Source organism: Mesorhizobium ventifaucium (assembly GCF_935822925.1).
GTDB lineage: Bacteria > Pseudomonadota > Alphaproteobacteria > Rhizobiales > Rhizobiaceae > Mesorhizobium > Mesorhizobium ventifaucium.
Genome location: NZ_CAKXZS010000024.1, coordinates 319864 through 335813 on the forward strand (window position 1 = coordinate 319864; position 15950 = coordinate 335813).

Annotated in this window: 16 protein-coding genes; 7 read left to right on the forward strand and 9 right to left on the reverse strand. The window is 62.7% G+C overall.

Features of this window, described 5'->3' with window-relative positions; translation table 11 throughout:
* Window positions 1-90: 90 nt before the first annotated feature.
* On the reverse strand, window positions 91-1002 hold the full coding sequence (locus tag NMG70_RS22250) for a PhzF family phenazine biosynthesis protein (RefSeq protein WP_254026508.1): 912 nt from the start codon (window positions 1000-1002) through the stop codon (window positions 91-93).
* A gap of 126 nt (window positions 1003-1128) precedes the next feature.
* On the opposite strand from NMG70_RS22250, the gene NMG70_RS22255 reads away from it, so the two are divergent.
* Genes NMG70_RS22255 through NMG70_RS22265 form a run of 3 tightly spaced genes read left to right on the forward strand, consistent with a single transcriptional unit; the run spans window position 1129 to window position 4350 of the window.
* Window positions 1129-2421 carry an efflux RND transporter periplasmic adaptor subunit gene (locus tag NMG70_RS22255; RefSeq protein WP_254026509.1) on the forward strand — a complete coding sequence of 431 codons (1293 nt, stop codon included), beginning with the start codon at window positions 1129-1131 and terminating at the stop codon, window positions 2419-2421.
* A gap of 4 nt (window positions 2422-2425) precedes the next feature.
* Window positions 2426-3130: an ABC transporter ATP-binding protein gene (locus NMG70_RS22260; protein ID WP_436798439.1), complete on the forward strand. Its 705-nt coding sequence runs from the start codon at window positions 2426-2428 to the stop codon at window positions 3128-3130.
* Between the two features lie 2 nt (window positions 3131-3132).
* Window positions 3133-4350, forward strand: a complete 1218-nt coding sequence (locus NMG70_RS22265; protein WP_254026510.1) for an ABC transporter permease — start codon at window positions 3133-3135, stop codon at window positions 4348-4350.
* 76 nt (window positions 4351-4426) lie between these two features.
* Here the strand turns inward: NMG70_RS22265 and NMG70_RS22270 are convergent, their stop codons facing one another.
* Both NMG70_RS22270 and NMG70_RS22275 read right to left on the reverse strand, forming a co-directional pair.
* Window positions 4427-5143, reverse strand: coding sequence for a hypothetical protein (locus NMG70_RS22270; RefSeq protein WP_254026511.1), 717 nt, complete (start codon window positions 5141-5143; stop codon window positions 4427-4429).
* A gap of 12 nt (window positions 5144-5155) precedes the next feature.
* Window positions 5156-6268 carry an endonuclease/exonuclease/phosphatase family protein gene (locus tag NMG70_RS22275; protein WP_254026512.1) on the reverse strand — a complete coding sequence of 371 codons (1113 nt, stop codon included), beginning with the start codon at window positions 6266-6268 and terminating at the stop codon, window positions 5156-5158.
* A 156-nt stretch (window positions 6269-6424) separates the two neighbouring features.
* Here NMG70_RS22275 and NMG70_RS22280 point away from each other — a divergent pair, with 156 nt between their 5' ends.
* Together NMG70_RS22280 and NMG70_RS22285 are read left to right on the forward strand one after the other, a co-directional pair.
* Window positions 6425-7051: a BA14K family protein gene (locus tag NMG70_RS22280; RefSeq protein ID WP_254026513.1), complete on the forward strand. Its 627-nt coding sequence runs from the start codon at window positions 6425-6427 to the stop codon at window positions 7049-7051.
* Window positions 7052-7230: 179 nt separating this feature from the next.
* Window positions 7231-7515 carry a PilZ domain-containing protein gene (locus NMG70_RS22285; RefSeq protein WP_123151893.1) on the forward strand — a complete coding sequence of 95 codons (285 nt, stop codon included), beginning with the start codon at window positions 7231-7233 and terminating at the stop codon, window positions 7513-7515.
* Window positions 7516-7611: 96 nt separating this feature from the next.
* Here the strand turns inward: NMG70_RS22285 and ilvC are convergent, their stop codons facing one another.
* From ilvC to NMG70_RS22300, 3 genes are all read right to left on the reverse strand, one after another.
* On the reverse strand, window positions 7612-8631 hold the full coding sequence (ilvC, locus tag NMG70_RS22290) for a ketol-acid reductoisomerase (RefSeq protein ID WP_254021831.1): 1020 nt from the start codon (window positions 8629-8631) through the stop codon (window positions 7612-7614).
* 138 nt (window positions 8632-8769) lie between these two features.
* Entirely contained in the window at window positions 8770-9423 is a 654-nt protein-coding gene (locus tag NMG70_RS22295) for a TetR/AcrR family transcriptional regulator (protein WP_254026514.1), read from the reverse strand.
* 265 nt (window positions 9424-9688) lie between these two features.
* A complete protein-coding gene (locus tag NMG70_RS22300; protein ID WP_254026515.1) occupies window positions 9689-10099 on the reverse strand; it encodes a winged helix-turn-helix transcriptional regulator in 411 nt (136 codons plus the stop codon).
* A 136-nt stretch (window positions 10100-10235) separates the two neighbouring features.
* On the opposite strand from NMG70_RS22300, the gene NMG70_RS22305 reads away from it, so the two are divergent.
* Window positions 10236-11126: an SDR family oxidoreductase gene (locus NMG70_RS22305; protein WP_254026516.1), complete on the forward strand. Its 891-nt coding sequence runs from the start codon at window positions 10236-10238 to the stop codon at window positions 11124-11126.
* A gap of 255 nt (window positions 11127-11381) precedes the next feature.
* Here NMG70_RS22305 and NMG70_RS22310 read toward each other — a convergent pair whose 3' ends face one another.
* Window positions 11382-13295, reverse strand: coding sequence for a potassium transporter Kup (locus NMG70_RS22310; protein ID WP_254026517.1), 1914 nt, complete (start codon window positions 13293-13295; stop codon window positions 11382-11384).
* A gap of 103 nt (window positions 13296-13398) precedes the next feature.
* Window positions 13399-14139 (reverse strand): pyridoxine 5'-phosphate synthase, encoded by a 741-nt coding sequence (locus tag NMG70_RS22315; RefSeq protein ID WP_254026518.1) that lies wholly within the window; start codon window positions 14137-14139, stop codon window positions 13399-13401.
* 112 nt (window positions 14140-14251) lie between these two features.
* Here NMG70_RS22315 and NMG70_RS22320 point away from each other — a divergent pair, with 112 nt between their 5' ends.
* Window positions 14252-14656 (forward strand): SpoIIAA family protein, encoded by a 405-nt coding sequence (locus tag NMG70_RS22320; RefSeq protein WP_254026519.1) that lies wholly within the window; start codon window positions 14252-14254, stop codon window positions 14654-14656.
* A gap of 27 nt (window positions 14657-14683) precedes the next feature.
* On the opposite strand, the gene NMG70_RS22325 is transcribed toward NMG70_RS22320, so the two are convergent.
* Entirely contained in the window at window positions 14684-15811 is a 1128-nt protein-coding gene (locus NMG70_RS22325; protein WP_254026520.1) for an ATP-dependent DNA helicase, read from the reverse strand.
* Between the last annotated feature and the right edge of the window lie 139 nt (window positions 15812-15950).

The window sequence follows — 15950 nt, forward strand, 5'->3', positions numbered from 1 at the left end:
AGCACGGCCGCTTGGTTACGGCATGGATCCTTGGGTCTCCGCGACGTCGCTTCGCTCCTGCTACGCCCCAGGATGACGAAGCATGGTATGTCAGACGAACAGCTTGCCTTCCGCCACCTTGACGGCATGGCCGCCGATGCGGGCCGCAGCCAGTTTGCCGCCTTCGACATTCAGTTCGAGGCGTATGCGCGAAGGCCGGCCCATCTCCAGGCCTTGCTCGATCCAGAGTTGGGAAACACCCTCCCTCGGGCCATCGTAGTGCATGATCGCGCCGGCGAAGGCGGCGGCCGCCGAACCGGTCGCCGGATCTTCATAGGAAGGATTGCCCGGCACGATCATGCGGACATGGAAGGCGCTGTCGTGGTTCACCGTCTCGCGGCAATAGACATACGGGCTGGCAAGGGCCCATACGCTCTTTCGGGGTGCCAATTCCGACCACGCCTGGTTGTCCAGCCTGATCCGGGCCGCGGCCTCCAGATCGGCGACCGGAATGGTCACGTAGGGCACACCGGCCGACCAGAACGAGACGCGGTGGTTTTCGAAGCCGATTTCATGCGGCCCCAGGCCAAGTGCCGCCCCGATCGCCTCCGGGTCGGCGGACAATTCCAGCTGCTCCGGCAGTTTGGCCAGGTCGAACTCGGCAAAGGTGGCGCCATCGTGCTTGCTGACGGCGCAGCGCACCGGGCCGATATTCTCCTCCAGGACGAAGATGCCGGCGGTGTCGCCGTCACCAGCCATTTCGGTAAGCGCAATCGCAGCGCCCACCGTCGGATGGCCGGCGAACGGCATCTCATAATCGGGCGTGAAGATGCGGATGCGGGCGCGGTGCTTGGGATTGTCAGGCGGCAGCACGAAAACGGTTTCCGACAGGTTGAACTCGCGCGCGATGGCCTGCATCGCCGCCGTGTCCAACCCTCTGCTGTCCAGCACGACGGCCAGCGGATTGCCGGCCAGCCGCTCGGTGGTGAACACGTCGTAAAGTAAGTAATTCCGGGTCAGCATTGTAGAAAGCCTTCTGCCTCAATCCCAAGATGGGCCCCAACATGGGCGAAATTTAATTTGATATTTGAACCATTCGGCCTGATCAGTGCACCGATTGGGACATCACTGGTATTATAGGGGTCCGGCGTGGACCAGATTGTCAATCTGCCAAAGACGGAATCCGCTTCCGACATAGAGACGGCACTCGGGCTTGACCACCTGGGTCTGAAGAAGAAGCGGCGTCGCGGCTGGCTTTATGGCCTGCTTGTGCTGGTCATCGTCGCCGCAAGCCTCGCCGGCTACCAATGGTATGCCGCGTCTCCCGCCAAGATCGACTATACCACTGTGCCGGCCGCTGTCGCCGATCTCACGGTCGAAGTATCGGCGACCGGCACGCTGCAGCCGCTCACCCAGGTCGACATTTCGAGCGAACTGTCCGGCGTCGTCCGCTCGGTCGCGGTCAACGAGAACCAGCAGGTGAAGAAGGGCGATGTGCTGGCGGCGCTCGATACGGCCAAGCTGGAGGTGCAGATCGAGCGCGCCGAGGCTTCCGCCAAGGCGGCGGCCGCCAATGTCGAAACCGCCACCGTGACCCTCACCGAAAACGAACGGGCGCTTGCGCGCGCGGCGGCGCTCACCAAGCGCGGCATGGCGACGGACCAGTCGCTTGAAGCGGCGACAGCGACGCGCGACCGCTCCAAGGCAGCGCTTGACAGCGCCAAAGCCAGTCTTGCCATCGCCAATGCCGATCTCAAGGCGCAGCAGACGGACTTCGCCAAGAGCACCATCTATACACCCATCGACGGCATCGTTCTGACGCGCTCGGTCGATCCCGGCCAGACGGTTGCCTCCTCGCTGCAGGCGCCGGTGCTGTTCGTCATCGCCGCCGACCTCAGGAACATGGAGTTGAAGGCAGCGGTCGACGAGGCCGACATCGGCGCAGTCAAGCCCGGCCAGCATGCCCGCTTCACCGTCGACGCCTTTCCCGAGCGGCCGTTCGATGCCGAGATCCGCGACATTTCCTATGCCTCGGTCACCACCGACGGCGTCGTCACCTACGACGCGCGGTTCGAGGTCGACAACAACGAGCTTCTGTTGCGGCCTGGCATGACCGCCACCGTTTCGGTCGTCACCAGAGAGGCCAAGGGCGTGCTCACCGTGCCGTCGACAGCTTTCCGTTACCGGCCGGCGGCATCTACTGCCCGAGCGTGGAGCCTGAGCGACCTGTTCACGGGCCGCATGGGCCGTCCAGGCGGCAACCGCCAGCGCCAGGCGATGGCGCAGCCCACCGACGGCTCGCGCACGCTCTACGTGCTGGAGAATGGCCGGCCTCGGCCGGTCAACGTCAAAGTCGGCTCCACCGATGGCGAACTGACCGAGATCACCTCCGGTCTCGCAGAAGGTGCGCAAATTATCACCGCAGCGCAGCAGCGGGGCTGAAATCATGTCAGGCTCGCTGCTCATCACCTTCGACAAGATCTGGAAAAGCTATGGCCAGGGCGAGGCCACGGTCCATGCGCTGGCTGGTGTCGATCTTGCCATCCGCAGCGGTGAATTCGTCGCCATCATGGGTCCGTCCGGCTCGGGCAAGTCGACGGCGATGAACATCATCGGCTGCCTCGACACGCCGACGGCCGGAACGTACAGCTTCATGGGCATCGATGCTGGCCGCCTCGACCGCAACCGCCGCGCCATGCTGCGCAATCTCTATGTCGGCTTCGTCTTCCAGGGCTACAATCTCCTGCCGCGCACCACCGCGGTGGAAAATGTCGAACTGCCGCTGATCTATCGCGGCGTCGCCGCCCGCGAGCGTCACGACCTCGCGATGAAGGCGCTGGCCGAGGTCGGGCTTGTCGGCCGCGAGCACCACACGCCGGCCGAGCTCTCCGGCGGCCAGCAGCAGCGCGTGGCGATCGCGCGCGCCATCGTCACCAGGCCGACCCTGCTCGTCGCCGACGAACCGACCGGCAATCTCGACACCGCACGCACGCACGAGATCATGGAGCTCCTGACGCGGCTGAACACCGAGCTTGGCCTGACCATCGCCATGGTCACACACGAGGCCGATGTCGCGTTCTATGCCGGGCGCACGATCCGCTTCCTCGACGGCCACGTCGCCTCCGACGCTGTGAATCTCGAGGTGGTGTAACCATGATCTGGGAAACCGTCCGCCTCTCGCTGCTTTCGGTCCGCCGCAACGTGCTGCGCTCGTTTCTGACGCTGCTCGGCATCGTCATCGGCGTTGCCGCCGTCATCGCCATGCTCACCATTGGCTCGGGCACCACCGAAAAGGTAAAGGCCGACATTTCCAAGCTCGGCAGCAATTTGCTCGTTATCCGTCCCGGCCGCCCGGCCGGGCCCGGCGGACCGGGAGGGCTCGACCAGGCCACACGTCCGCTCGGCAGCAAGGAACTTGCCGCGCTCGTCGCACACCTGAGCGGCGCCCGCGCCATCTCGCCAGCCTCGCAAAAGCAGGTCCGCGTCATCTTCGGCACCGAAAGCCTGACGTCGGGTGTCACCGGCACCGACAGCGCCTATCTCGACGCGCGCGACTGGAAGCTGGATTCGGGCCGCCCGTTCAGCGATTCGGAAAACCGCTCGGGTACCGGCGTCTGCCTGATCGGCGAAACCGTGCGCCAGCAGTTCTTCGGCGCCGGCGACCCCGAAGGCGAGATCATTCGCGTCAACCGCACCTCGTGCAAGATCATCGGCCTGCTCGAGCCGAAGGGCTATACCGGCTTCGGCCAGGACCAGGACAATGTCGTGCTGATGCCGCTCGCCGCCTACCAGCGCCGCATCGCCGGCAACCGCGACATCGACTCGATCTACGTCGCCGCCGACGACAGGACGCCGACCACCGAGCTGCTGCCGCGCGTCGAGGACATTTTGCGCGATGCACGCCGCATTCCGCCGGACCGCGAAGACGACTTCTCGATACGCGACATGACGCAGATCGCCGACGCCATGGCGAGCGCCACCACGACGATGACCGGCATGCTGGGGGCGGTCGCCGGCGTCAGTCTGTTGGTCGGCGGCATCGGCATCATGAACATCATGCTGGTGTCGGTCACCGAGCGCACCCGCGAGATTGGCATAAGGCTGGCTATCGGCGCGCATGAAAAGCACATCCTCATCCAGTTTCTGGTCGAGGCGACCGTGCTGTCGCTGCTCGGCGGTATCATCGGCATCCTGATCGGCCTGACGCTTGCCGGCCTCGCCTCGCTGACGCTGGCCATCCCGTTCGCTCCAAGCCCGGCGGTAATCCTGCTCGCCGTCGGCTTCTCGGCGCTGATCGGCATGGTGTTCGGCTTCTTCCCGGCACTGCGCGGCGCGCGGCTCGATCCGATCGACGCGCTGAGGCATGAATAGCGCGGCGGAGCGTGCGTCGCCTTCAACCTGCGCATCGTGCTTTCCGAAAATCGATTCAGGTTTTCGGGCCGATGCGTTAGTCCTTGCCGGCAAAATGCCACTCGATCAGTGGCTTCATATGCGGCATCAGCCCGTCCGGCAGGTCATCGGCACTGCGGATGATGACAGGCCCTTCGATTTCCGGCTCTGCCTCGGTGGCGACAAAGGCGCTGATGCGCTGCGCGATCTCGTCGGCGGATGCCGTCTCGCGATAGCGGCGAAAGATCACCGTGCCGGTTGCCGTCGACAGGGCATAGTAGCGCCTGCCGCGTGTCGCGCCGGCAAGGTCGAGGCCGGTTTCTTCCCGCACCTCGCGGATCATGTTGAAGTCGACATCGACAAGGCCATCGCGGAAATCGGTTGGCTCGAACGAGCCGGCGGCGAAATAGACACGCCCGGCATTGACGGTGTGCGACGCCATGCGGATCGCCACCAGCGCATTGTCGCCGGCGACCAGCATGGCATGGGCATAGGCGTGCTCGGCCCCAACCACCTGGCGATTGCCGCGCCAAAGCATGAAGGTCGAGTAGCGCACCGCATGGCAGCGGCCGACGAGGCTGCTGTCGCGATAGCGGAGCGCCGAAAGCAGCACCACGGTGCCGTCGAACAACGCCGGGTTGGCTGCGGTTTCGCGTCGCCAGTTCTCGGCGATCGCTTGCGCATTATCGCGTTCGAACGGATGCGGGCCGGGGTCGAGCCTGACGTCGACGGCGTCGACCGGCAGGATGATGTTGCGCGGCAGGTCGAAGCTCAACGAACACGATCCTCAGGCCGTTTCAAGGGTGATCGCCACAGGACAATGGTCCGACGCCTTCGGCCGGTCCCAGCCGCAACGCGGAAAGCGGTCCACTTCCTGGCCTGCCGGAAACATCGTGCGCCAGGGCTGGCCGTTGCGGATGATGTCGGGAACGGCGGTCGCGTTCCTGGCTGCCAGTGCCTTCGACAACAGGATGTAGTCGAGCTGACATAGATGCCGCTCTTGCGGCCCGCGCGTATGGTATAAGGTCCAACGGTCCATTTCCGGGCGCCGCTCGACCGCATTCTCGCAAAAGCCGCCGGCGGTGAGCACGTTGAGGCAGGACTGGCTCTCGTCGATCACCTCGAAGCGGTAGCCGTCAAAGGCATCGCCGGAGATCTTCACGCGCTGCCGATAGTCGTTCATGTCGCCGCAGATCGCCCAGTACTTGTCGGCGGCGTGATCCCCACCGAAACGCTCCTCGATGATCCGGCGCACCGCTTGCGCCTCGGCGATGCGCAGCGGCATCGTCGCCTGGCGTCCGTCAAGGCCGTTGCGGGGCGAGCCCATCGACTTGAAATGCACCAGGTAGAGCGTCAGCGGCACGCCGCCGACGGTCAGGTCGATTTCCAGGCAGTCGCGCCGGAAGATGCGCTGGTTGGCCTGATGCCCGAACGCTGCCAGCTCCGGCGTGTGCAGGCCGAACTGCTCGAACGTGACATAGGCGTGGCTTGTCATGCGCACGAATTCGATCGGCTGGCCCTGCGCGGTCTCGTTGCGCATCATCACGGCGACGTCGATGCCGCGCGAATCGTTGCCGGCGGTGGTGTATTTCTGGCGGTAGCCATGCCCGACCATCTTGAACAGATAGCCGTATTCGAAAGCCTTCAGCGCCTCGATATTGTCGACCTCCTGCATGCAGATGATGTCGGCGCGGGTGGCCGCGATGGCCAATGCCGTCAGCTGGCGCGTATCGTCTGATTGCGCGATCGCCCGCGCCTGCTCCAGCATCTTGTATTCGGCCTCGCTCTGGATGTCGAAGAGCGCCAGCGTGCGATCTTCGTTGAGCTGGTTGCGGTATCCGGAAAAATCGAACCTGTTCATCAGGTTTTCGACATTGAAGGTGGCGAGGCGCAGGGACATGGCGGTGACCTTTGCCCACAAGCGCACCCGAAAACAAGGGGGCTGGGCGATGCCCATTCATGGTTAATGGAACCTTTCCGTTCATCTTCCGTTCAGACGCAAAGGTCCATGATTAGGGTTACTCTGAGCGTGGGGCCTGAATCTTCGGAGAGTGAAATGAAACCGCTCTTTTTGACTACCATTCGATCGAGCATGTTGGCCTTGGGTCTTGTTTCCGGCATCACCGCACCGTCCACCGCCGGCCCGATCATGCAGCCGGATCTGTCGGTTCCCGCCAGCACCGCTGCCCCGAATATCACACCTGTCCGCGACAGCTGGGCGGGCGGCAATGACCGGCGGTTCAACAGCAACTGGCAATGGCGTCGCCATGACGGGCGTCGTTTCGCAAGGTCGGGCAATTGGAACCGTGGCAATTGGAACCGTGGCAACTGGAACCGTGGCAACTGGAACGGTGGGCGGCACTGGCGCCAGAATCGTGGCCGGTACGGTGGCGGCTATTACGGCCGTTATTACGACGACGACAACGGCGCCGCCGCGCTTCTCGGATTGGGCCTTGGGTTCGGCCTTGGCAGCCTGTACCAGGGCTACTACAACCAGGGCTACTACAACCGGGGCTACTACAACAACGGTTACTATGCGCCGCGCCGCTATTATCGTGCCGGGCGGCTTTCCAGCGCTCACGTCCGGTGGTGCTACAATCGTTACCGGTCGTATCGCACCTGGGACAACACGTTCCAACCCTATAACGGCCCGCGCCAGCAGTGCTGGTCGCCCTATAGATGAGCGGAGCACCTGAAGAACTCCAGACGGCGCGGCACCTCGCGGCGCCGTTTTTCATCTGGCCTCACTTCTTCTGAAGCCGTCTTTTTCTGAACGACGATAACGCTATGTTTATCCGGCAGGCCTAGTTATCTTGCCGATCGCACCACATGAAATGCGACGATCGCCGGGATTGGCGCGCGATGGCTGAAGACGAACACCGGGACAAACGCAGGCAGCGCGTCTTCAAGGGCGCGACGATCCTGACCGGCATGACCAGGTCCGAGGTCACGTGCACGGTGCGCAACATGCATGACGGCGGCGCCGAACTGAAGGTCTCGATCGACGCTCGCGTGCCCGACGAATTCCTGCTCTATGTGCCGACCGACGGCATCGCCTACAAGGCAGTGGTCCGCTGGCGCCGCGAGGACCGCATCGGCATCATGTTCACCGGCACCGAGCCAAAGCCCCACTGGCACTACGGCTGATTGCTTGCGGAATCCATTCGGACCAACAGAACCAGGACACGAAAAAACCGGCGGGGCGCCTCGCCGGTTTTCCTCGCGCATTGACAAAATTGTGAATTAATTCTTAGCCTTGTCGACCAGCTTGTTCTTAGAAATCCACGGCATCATGGCGCGCAGCTTGGCGCCGACTTCCTCGATCTGATGGCTGTCATTGTTGCGGCGGATGCCCTTGAAGCGCGACATGCCGGCGCGATACTCCTGCATCCATTCCGAGGTGAATTTGCCGGTCTGGATATCCTTCAGCACGCGCTTCATCTCGGCCTTGGTCTCGGCGGTGATGATGCGCGGGCCCGAAACATATTCGCCCCATTCGGCGGTGTTCGAGATCGAGTAGTTCATGTTGGCGATGCCGCCTTCATATATCAGGTCGACGATCAGCTTGACCTCGTGCAGACATTCGAAATAGGCCATTTCCGGCGCATAGCCGGCTTCCACCAGCGTCTCGAAACCGGCGCGGATCAGCTCGACCAGACCGCCGCACAGGACAACCTGCTCGCCGAACAGGTCGGTCTCGCATTCCTCGCGGAAATTGGTTTCGATGATACCCGAACGGCCGCCGCCAACGCCGCAGGCGTAGGACAGAGCGAGATCAAGTGCATTGCCCGAAGCGTCCTGGTTGACCGCGACCAGGCACGGCACACCGCCGCCCTTCTGGTATTCGCCGCGCACCGTGTGGCCGGGTCCCTTCGGCGCGATCATGACGACGTCGACCGAGGCCTTCGGCTCGATCAGGCCGAAATGCACGTTGAGGCCGTGGGCAAAGGCGATCGCCGCGCCATCGCGGATGTTCGGCGCGATTTCGGACTTGTAGATGTCGGCCTGCAGCTCGTCCGGCGTCGCCATCATCATCAGGTCGGCCCATTTGGCGGCGTCCGCCACGCTCATCACCTTGAGCCCATCGGCCTCGACCTTCTGGGCGGTGGCCGAGCCGGCCTTGAGGCCGATGGCGATTTCCTTGACGCCGGAATCCTTGAGATTGAGCGCATGCGCCCGGCCCTGGCTGCCATAGCCGATGATGGCGACCTTCTTGCCCTTGATCAGGTTGAGATCGGCGTCGCGATCGTAATAGACACGCATTTTTCTTCCTTCCCGTTTTTGAATTCAGAGCATGATGCCGAAGAGTGTGAAGCGGTTTTCGGACGACATCATGCTCTATCTCTTTGATTTAGAGCCGGATTCAGATTTCAGGTCGACTTGACCTGAAATCATCCGGCTCTAGGGGCCTTGCAGCCCGGCTTTTGCTCCGTAAAGAGCGAGAAACTGCTGCGTTGCCCGGACGGCGTCGCCGCCGATCGCCGCATCAGTCAATTCCAGCCGGTCGCCGAGCAGCAGGCGAATCTGCACGTCACGGGCGACCAGCCCGAAGAAGGTGCGGAATGCCGCTTCGGCATCCGAGAACTCGAGAAGCCCGGCCTGCCGACCGGCCTCCAGCACCGGCTTCAGGCGCCGGGCCAGCGCGAAGCGGCCGTTCTCCAGCACGATGGCGCCGAGGTCGTCATTCCCCGAGCCGGCACGGCCAATGGCGACGCGGTTCAGCGCGATCGATGTGTCGCTCGAAATCACCTTGAGCCAGTCCGAAGCGAAGCGTGCGAGGCTCACCGTCAGCGAAGCAAGGGTAAGCCCCTTGCCGTCGACCGGCACCACCCGCACCTTGGAGGCCTGCCATTGCACCGTTGCCGTCAACAGCCCGTCGCGATCGCCGAACCATTTGTAGAGCGTTTCCTTGGAACAGCTCGCCCGCCGCGCCACGGCGGTCATGGTCAACTGATCGCCCTCCTCGACAAGCAGGCGAAGTGCGGCGTCGAGCACGGCTTTCTGCCGCTCCGTCAGCGCTCCGCTGGTGTCGATGTCGACGCTTGCCTGCAACAAACTCTTTTCCTGCTCGATAACGGCGGCGGCCAGGACAGTACCGTACGTTACGGTTCGGCGCGTCTATGACGTATTGTCGGACCCGGTGCAAGCCCTATCTCACCCCCGACTATCCACAGCGCCTTCATGCATTCCTGCAAGCGAAGGGTTCGCACCTTTCGAAACTCATCCGCCGCAACGAGGCGGCCACTGCGCTTCCGTAATACCGATCGGCCTGAACGGATCGACCACGGTTCCAGCCACCGTCCATCCTTCTGGGAGTTGGTTAAGCGTCGGCAGCGTCGAAAGCGGTGCGCGCGGCGCGCACCGCGCCATGATTGAGCTCGGCCCATTGGAGCAGCTGATGCAGGGGCCCGAACATCGAGCGTCCGAGATCGGTCAGACTGTATTCGACGCTCGGCGGCTTGGTCGGGAAGACCTCGCGATGGACATAACCGTCGCGCTGCAAATCGTGCAGCGTCTGGGTGAGCATGCGCTGTGAAATGTCGGGCACCAGCCGCCGCAATTCGCCGAACCGGTACGGCTTTTCGGCCAGCGCCATCATCAGCAGCGAACTCCATTTGTTGCTGATGCCCTGGATCACATCGCGCACCGGACAGTCCGCTATGTTGCCCCCGCCGCTGTTCGCTTTGTAAATCTCGAGCTTCGATCTCAGACTGACGACTTTGCTGTCCATCGCTGGTTCCCTGCGCCTGCCTACCTCCCGCAAAACTGCCTTCTTTACGAGGGTCGGTCAATTCCTATTTTAGTGCTGGTCTCTTTTTGAGACTTATATAAGCACCCGCCGCTCCGGCGCAACGACAGGACTTCCCATGACCGAAACCCTTCTCGTCACCGGCGCCTCCGGCCAGCTCGGCCGCGGCGTCATCCATCATCTGCTGGACACGCTCAAGGTTCCGCCCGCACGCATCATCGCCACCACTCGCAATCCGGAAAACCTCGCCGAGCTGGCGGCGCGCGGCGTCATCATCAGGCAAGCCGATTTCGACGACACCGCGTCGCTCGTCGAGGCATTCAAGGACGCCGACAGGGTCCTGATCATCTCAACCGACGAGCTCGCACTTCAGGGCAAACGCCTGAAGCAGCACCAGACCGCTGTCGCAGCCGCGAGGCAAGCCGGCGTTTCGCATCTGCTCTACACCTCGATGCCCAATCCTGAGCCGGGATCGCCGGTGCTGTTTGCGGGCGATCACTACGGGACCGAGCAGGCGATCAAGGCGAGCGGCATCCCCTACACGATTTTCCGCAACAGCTGGTATCAGGAGAACCTGTTCATGTCGCTGCCGCAGGCGATTGCCTCGGGGCAGTGGTACACATCGGCGGCCGACGGCCGTATCGCCCACGGCGCTCGCGACGACATGGCCGCGGCGATCGCTGCCGACCTTGCCTCGGGCGCCACCGAAAGCACGACATACACGCTGACGGGTCCGCAGGCCCATACCGTCGCCGAGATCGCAGCCCTGGTGACCGACGTCACCGGCAAGCCCATCGAGGTCGTCCAGCTTTCGGACGAAGCGTTGACCGAGGGCCTGAAAGCCGCCGGCGTTCCCGAGGGCTTTGCCCCAATCGTCACTTCCTTCGACACCAACACGCGCACCGGCCGCATCGGCATGGTGACGGACGCGGTCGAGACACTTTCGGGCAGGAAGCCGCAATCGCTGAAGCAGTTTCTTGAAGCGAACAAGGCAGCGCTAGCCGGCTGAAGTCGGACGTGGTCAGGGCATGTCGAGATTCAGGTCAGGCTGAGTCGAGAATGGTGGGTTCCGAGAACCGGAGCGGAGCGTACTTTCGGGCACGTGAGCCCGCGCATGACCCCGAAATCGAGATCGATTTCGGAAAGGTCATGCGCAAATCAAAGTTCTACAGCGTCCTTTGCGCGCCCAAGGGGGCGCGCGGCGCTGTAGGAAGCGCAGGAACCCGCTGTTCGCAGGCCGGCCTCACCTGAACATCGGCATGCCCTAGATTGCCACCTGCGTTCCGATCTCAACAACACGTCCGGTCGGAATCTGGAAATACTCCGTCGCATCGGCTGCCGTGCGCGCCAAGCCGATGAACAGCTTGTCCTGCCATACTGGCATGCCGGAATTGGGTGACGCCTTGAGCGAGCGCCGCGACAGGAAGAAAGACGTCGTCATGATGTCGAACTTCCAGCCCTGCTTGCGGCAGATCGCCAGCGCGCGCGGAATGTTGGGCTGCTCCATGTAGCCGAAGGTCAGCGTCACCCGCATGAACAGCTCGTTGATCGGCTCCATCTTGACCCGCTCGCTATCGGGCACCATGGGCTGCTGCGCCGTCACCACCGAGAGGATGACGTTCTGTTCGTGCAGCACCTTGTAGTGCTTCAGGCTGTGCATCAGCGCGGTTGGCGCGCTGACGGGATCGCTGGTCAGGAACACGGCCGTGCCGGACACCAGCTGCGGTTTCTTCTTCAACAGATTGGCGGCAAGGAAATCGAGCGGAATCTCGTTCCTGCGCGTCTTGTCGAACAGATAGCGACTGCCGCGAATCCAGGTTCCCATGATCAGCCCCATGAGGCAGGCAACAGCGATTGAGACCCATCCGCCTTCCAAGAATTTCACGATATTTGCCAGGAAGAAGCCGGTGTCTATCGTGCCAAAGAGCAGCGCCAGCGCCGCAGCGAGCGCGGTCTGCCATTTCCATTGCCACCGCATCACCACGAACAGCAAAATCGTCGTCATCAGCATCTCGCCTGTCACCGAAATTCCATAGGCGGAAGCCAGCGAACTCGAACTGCCAAAGCCGACGACCAGCAGCATCACGCCGAGCGCGAGAATGAGGTTCACGCGCGGCATGTAAATCTGGCCAAGCTGCATCTCGGAAGTATGCTGAACTTCGATCCTGGGCAGAAGATTGAGCTGCACCGCTTGCCGGGTCAGCGAAAACGCCCCGGAGATAACGGCTTGACTGGCGATGACAGTCGCTGCTGTTGCGAGCCCGACCATCGGTATCAGTGCCCAATCCGGCAGCATCTGGAAGAACGGATTATCGGGCACTCCGCCATGAGCAAGAACGAATGCGCCTTGCCCAAAATAGCTGAGCAGCAGGCAGGGAAAGACGATCCAGAACCAGGCCAGCACGATCGGACGGCGACCGAAGTGTCCGAGATCGACGTAAAGCGCTTCGGCACCGGTAACTGCCAGAAAAACCGCGCCGACGGTGAGAAACGCGCCCGCTTTGGCCTCGGCAAGGTAGACGACTGCATAATAGGGGTTGATTGCCAAAAGCACCGACGGGTCGTCGTGGATGTGCAGCAATCCGGCAACGCCGATCGCCAGAAACCAGAGCGCCGTCACCGGCCCGAAAACCGAGGCCACCCTGCCGGTCCCGAAGCGCTGCACGGCAAACAAGACGGCAAGAATCACCAAAGTGATGGGAACCACGTATGGATCGAACGCCGGGGTCACGACGCTCAGCCCTTCCACCGCTGAAAGCACCGAAATGGCCGGCGTTATGATCGCGTCGCCGAAAAACAGTGCGGCTCCGCACAGACCGATGGCAAGAATGATGCCCGAACCAGCCGGATAGGCTTTCCGGGCCAGCGCCATGAGCGACAGGGTACCGCCTTCACCCTTGTTATCCGCGCGAAGCACGAAGGCGACATACTTTATGGTCACGATAATCGTCAGTGCCCAGACGATCAGCGACAGAATGCCGAGAACGGCACTGCGCGGATCGGTGCCGGACGAAGCATGCAGTGCCTCGCGAAGCGCATAGATAGGGCTGGTGCCGATATCGCCATAGACCACGCCGAGAGCGCCCAGCATCAACACCTTGGTGCTGTGCTTTTCGACCTCAGGATGGCTGGATTGTTCGACTGGTTCTGCCTCACTACCACTGTTGGTAAGGGCCATGGACGACACTCCGATAAGCGCGCGGTGCTCTACGCTTGCTGCAATGCAATATCAAGTGCCCCGACGTGATGGCTGCCATGTCCGCAAAGCGAGGCTTCCATCTCTACCACCCACAGGCCTTCAGAAATCTTTTGACCGTGCCGGCCATGCCATACTCCAACGCATCGGCTGTCAACCCATGTCCGATCGACACTTCGGCCAATTCCGGGATGCGCTTTGCCAATGCCGGCAGGTTGCTCACCACCAGATCGTGGCCGGCATTGACCTGAAGCCCGGCGGCAATCGCTGCATCCGCGGTTTTCCCCAATCTTTCCAGTTCATTCGCCGCTTTTGCCGAATCGGAATGATAGCTGCCATATGGACCGGTGTAGAGCTCGATCCGGTCGGCGCCGGTGTCGCGGGCGGCGTTCATGCCTGCCGGATCCGGGTCGGAAAACAACGACACGCGAAAGCCCCCCTTTTTCAGCCGTTTGACGATCGGTGTCAGGAACGCCGCCTCGGCGGCAAAGTTCCAGCCATGGTCGGAGGTGGCCTGGGCAGGGTCGTCGGGCACCAGCGTCACCTGCTCCGGCTGCTGCTTTTCCACAAGCGCCAGGAATTCCTCGCTCGGATAGCCCTCGATGTTGAACTCTGCCTTGGGGAATTCGTCGTCGATCAGAGCCCTGATCTCCGGCAGGTCGGAATGCCTGGTGTGCCGCTCGTCGGGCCTCGGATGCACTGTCAGGCCATGCGCGCCCGCGGCCAGCGCCAGGCGCCCGAGCCCGATGACGCTTGGCCACGGCAGGTCGCGCCGATTGCGCAGCATGGCGATGGCATTGAGATTGACGGAGAGTCTTGCAGGCATGGGTCCTCGGGTCCGGATGTATTTGCGGCCATCTATACCGCCTTTGGCGGGAACAGACAGGGGGTTTCCGGTGTTCCAGAGGGACGTATAATAACCAGCAAGAGGAAGACCCGTGAATTATCTTGAAGCCGTGCCGGCGGTTCGCCGCATCGACACCGACCGCGACGACCTGTTCGCCATCGACGTCGTCGGCCATGTCACGGCGGCCGATGCGGAAAACCTGTTCGGATTGCTGGAGGCAGCCTACGCGCTGCACCCAAAAATCGACGTGCTGGTGCGCCTGATCGACCATGATGGCGTCGATTGGATCGATGTGTCGGACGAAACGCTTGAACAGGGCACGGCCCGTGCCGTGGAGCATGTCGGCCGCTGCGCTGCGGTCGGCGAGCCGAACTGGGTACCCAGCGCACAGAGCTTGCTGCCTGCTTCCTCGCCCGTCGAGCTCAGGCATTTCGAGGCAAAGGACGAAGCATCCGCCTGGGAATGGCTCGGCGCCAGACCGCTCGCGCCACGCTGACGCAGCTACAGTCCTGGCTCGATCCGCCTATCTGACAATCGTCAGCCGTTCCGCCGCGCGCGTGATTGCCGTGTAGAGCCAGCGCTGGCGGGTTTCCTTGAACGCCCAGCTTTCGTCGAAGAGCACGATCTCGTTCCACTGCGAGCCTTGCGCCTTGTGCACGGTCAGCGCGTAGCCATAGTCGAAATCGTCGAAGCGCTTCTTCTGCTGCCAGGGAATATCGGCGTCCGAATCCTCGAACGCCGCTTTGAGCAGCTTGATCTTGGCAACGCCGCGGTCCGGATCGTCCTCCTCCGGTGAGACCAGCAGATTGATGCCGGGTTTCACCGTCTCGCGCGACGAGGTCATCACCTTCCACAGCGAACCGTTGAGCAATCCCTTAGCCGGGTCGTTGCGCAGGCAGACGAGCTTGTCGCCCGCTTGCGGAAAGTCGGCATTGAACCCCTTTAACTCCCGCAGCCGCTGATTATAGCGACGCCGCGTCCTGTTGGTGCCGACCAGCACCTGGTCCGCCTTCAGCACCAGCTCCTGGGTGACGTCTTCCCTGCCGATCACCTGCGCCGCGCCATAGTCGCCGCGCATGAATTCGCGTCCCTCGCGCACGTCGAGCGCCAGCCGGATGATCGGGTTGTCGCGCGCCTGCCGGTGGATCTCGGTGAGCAGAATATCCGGTTCATGCTCGGTGAAGAAGCCGCCGCCCGAGATCGGCGGCAACTGGCCGGGATCGCCGAGAACCAAGATTGGCGTGCCGAAACTCAAGAGGTCGCGGCCAAGCTGCTCGTCGACCATCGAACACTCGTCGATGACGACGAGCTTGGCCCGCGAGATCGGGCTCTGCCGGTTGAGCGAAAAGGTCGGCGACATCGAAGTCTTGCCGGTCACCTCGTCCGCAACCGTCTCCTCGCCCTTCGGCCGATAGATCAGCGAATGGATGGTGCGGGCATTGACCGCGCCCTTGGAACGCAGCACCTGCGCCGCCTTGCCGGTGAAGGCGGCGAACTGCACCTGGCCGTCGACATGCTCGGCAAAATAGCGCGCCAGCGTCGTCTTGCCGGTGCCGGCATAGCCGAACAGCCGGAACAACTGCGGCTTTCCGGTCTTGAGCCAGGTGGCGACCGCCTTCAGCGCATCGTCCTGTTGAGGAGAGAATTCCATCAGCGCGAGAGACCGGATTCGCGGGGGAAAGACAAGGCCGACGGCACTAACCAAGTTCGTCGGCAACGGGCCGCACCGCCAATGACAAGTTATCAGGCAAAGATCGGAACGTAAAGAGAACGAAGTCGAGCCGCCACGA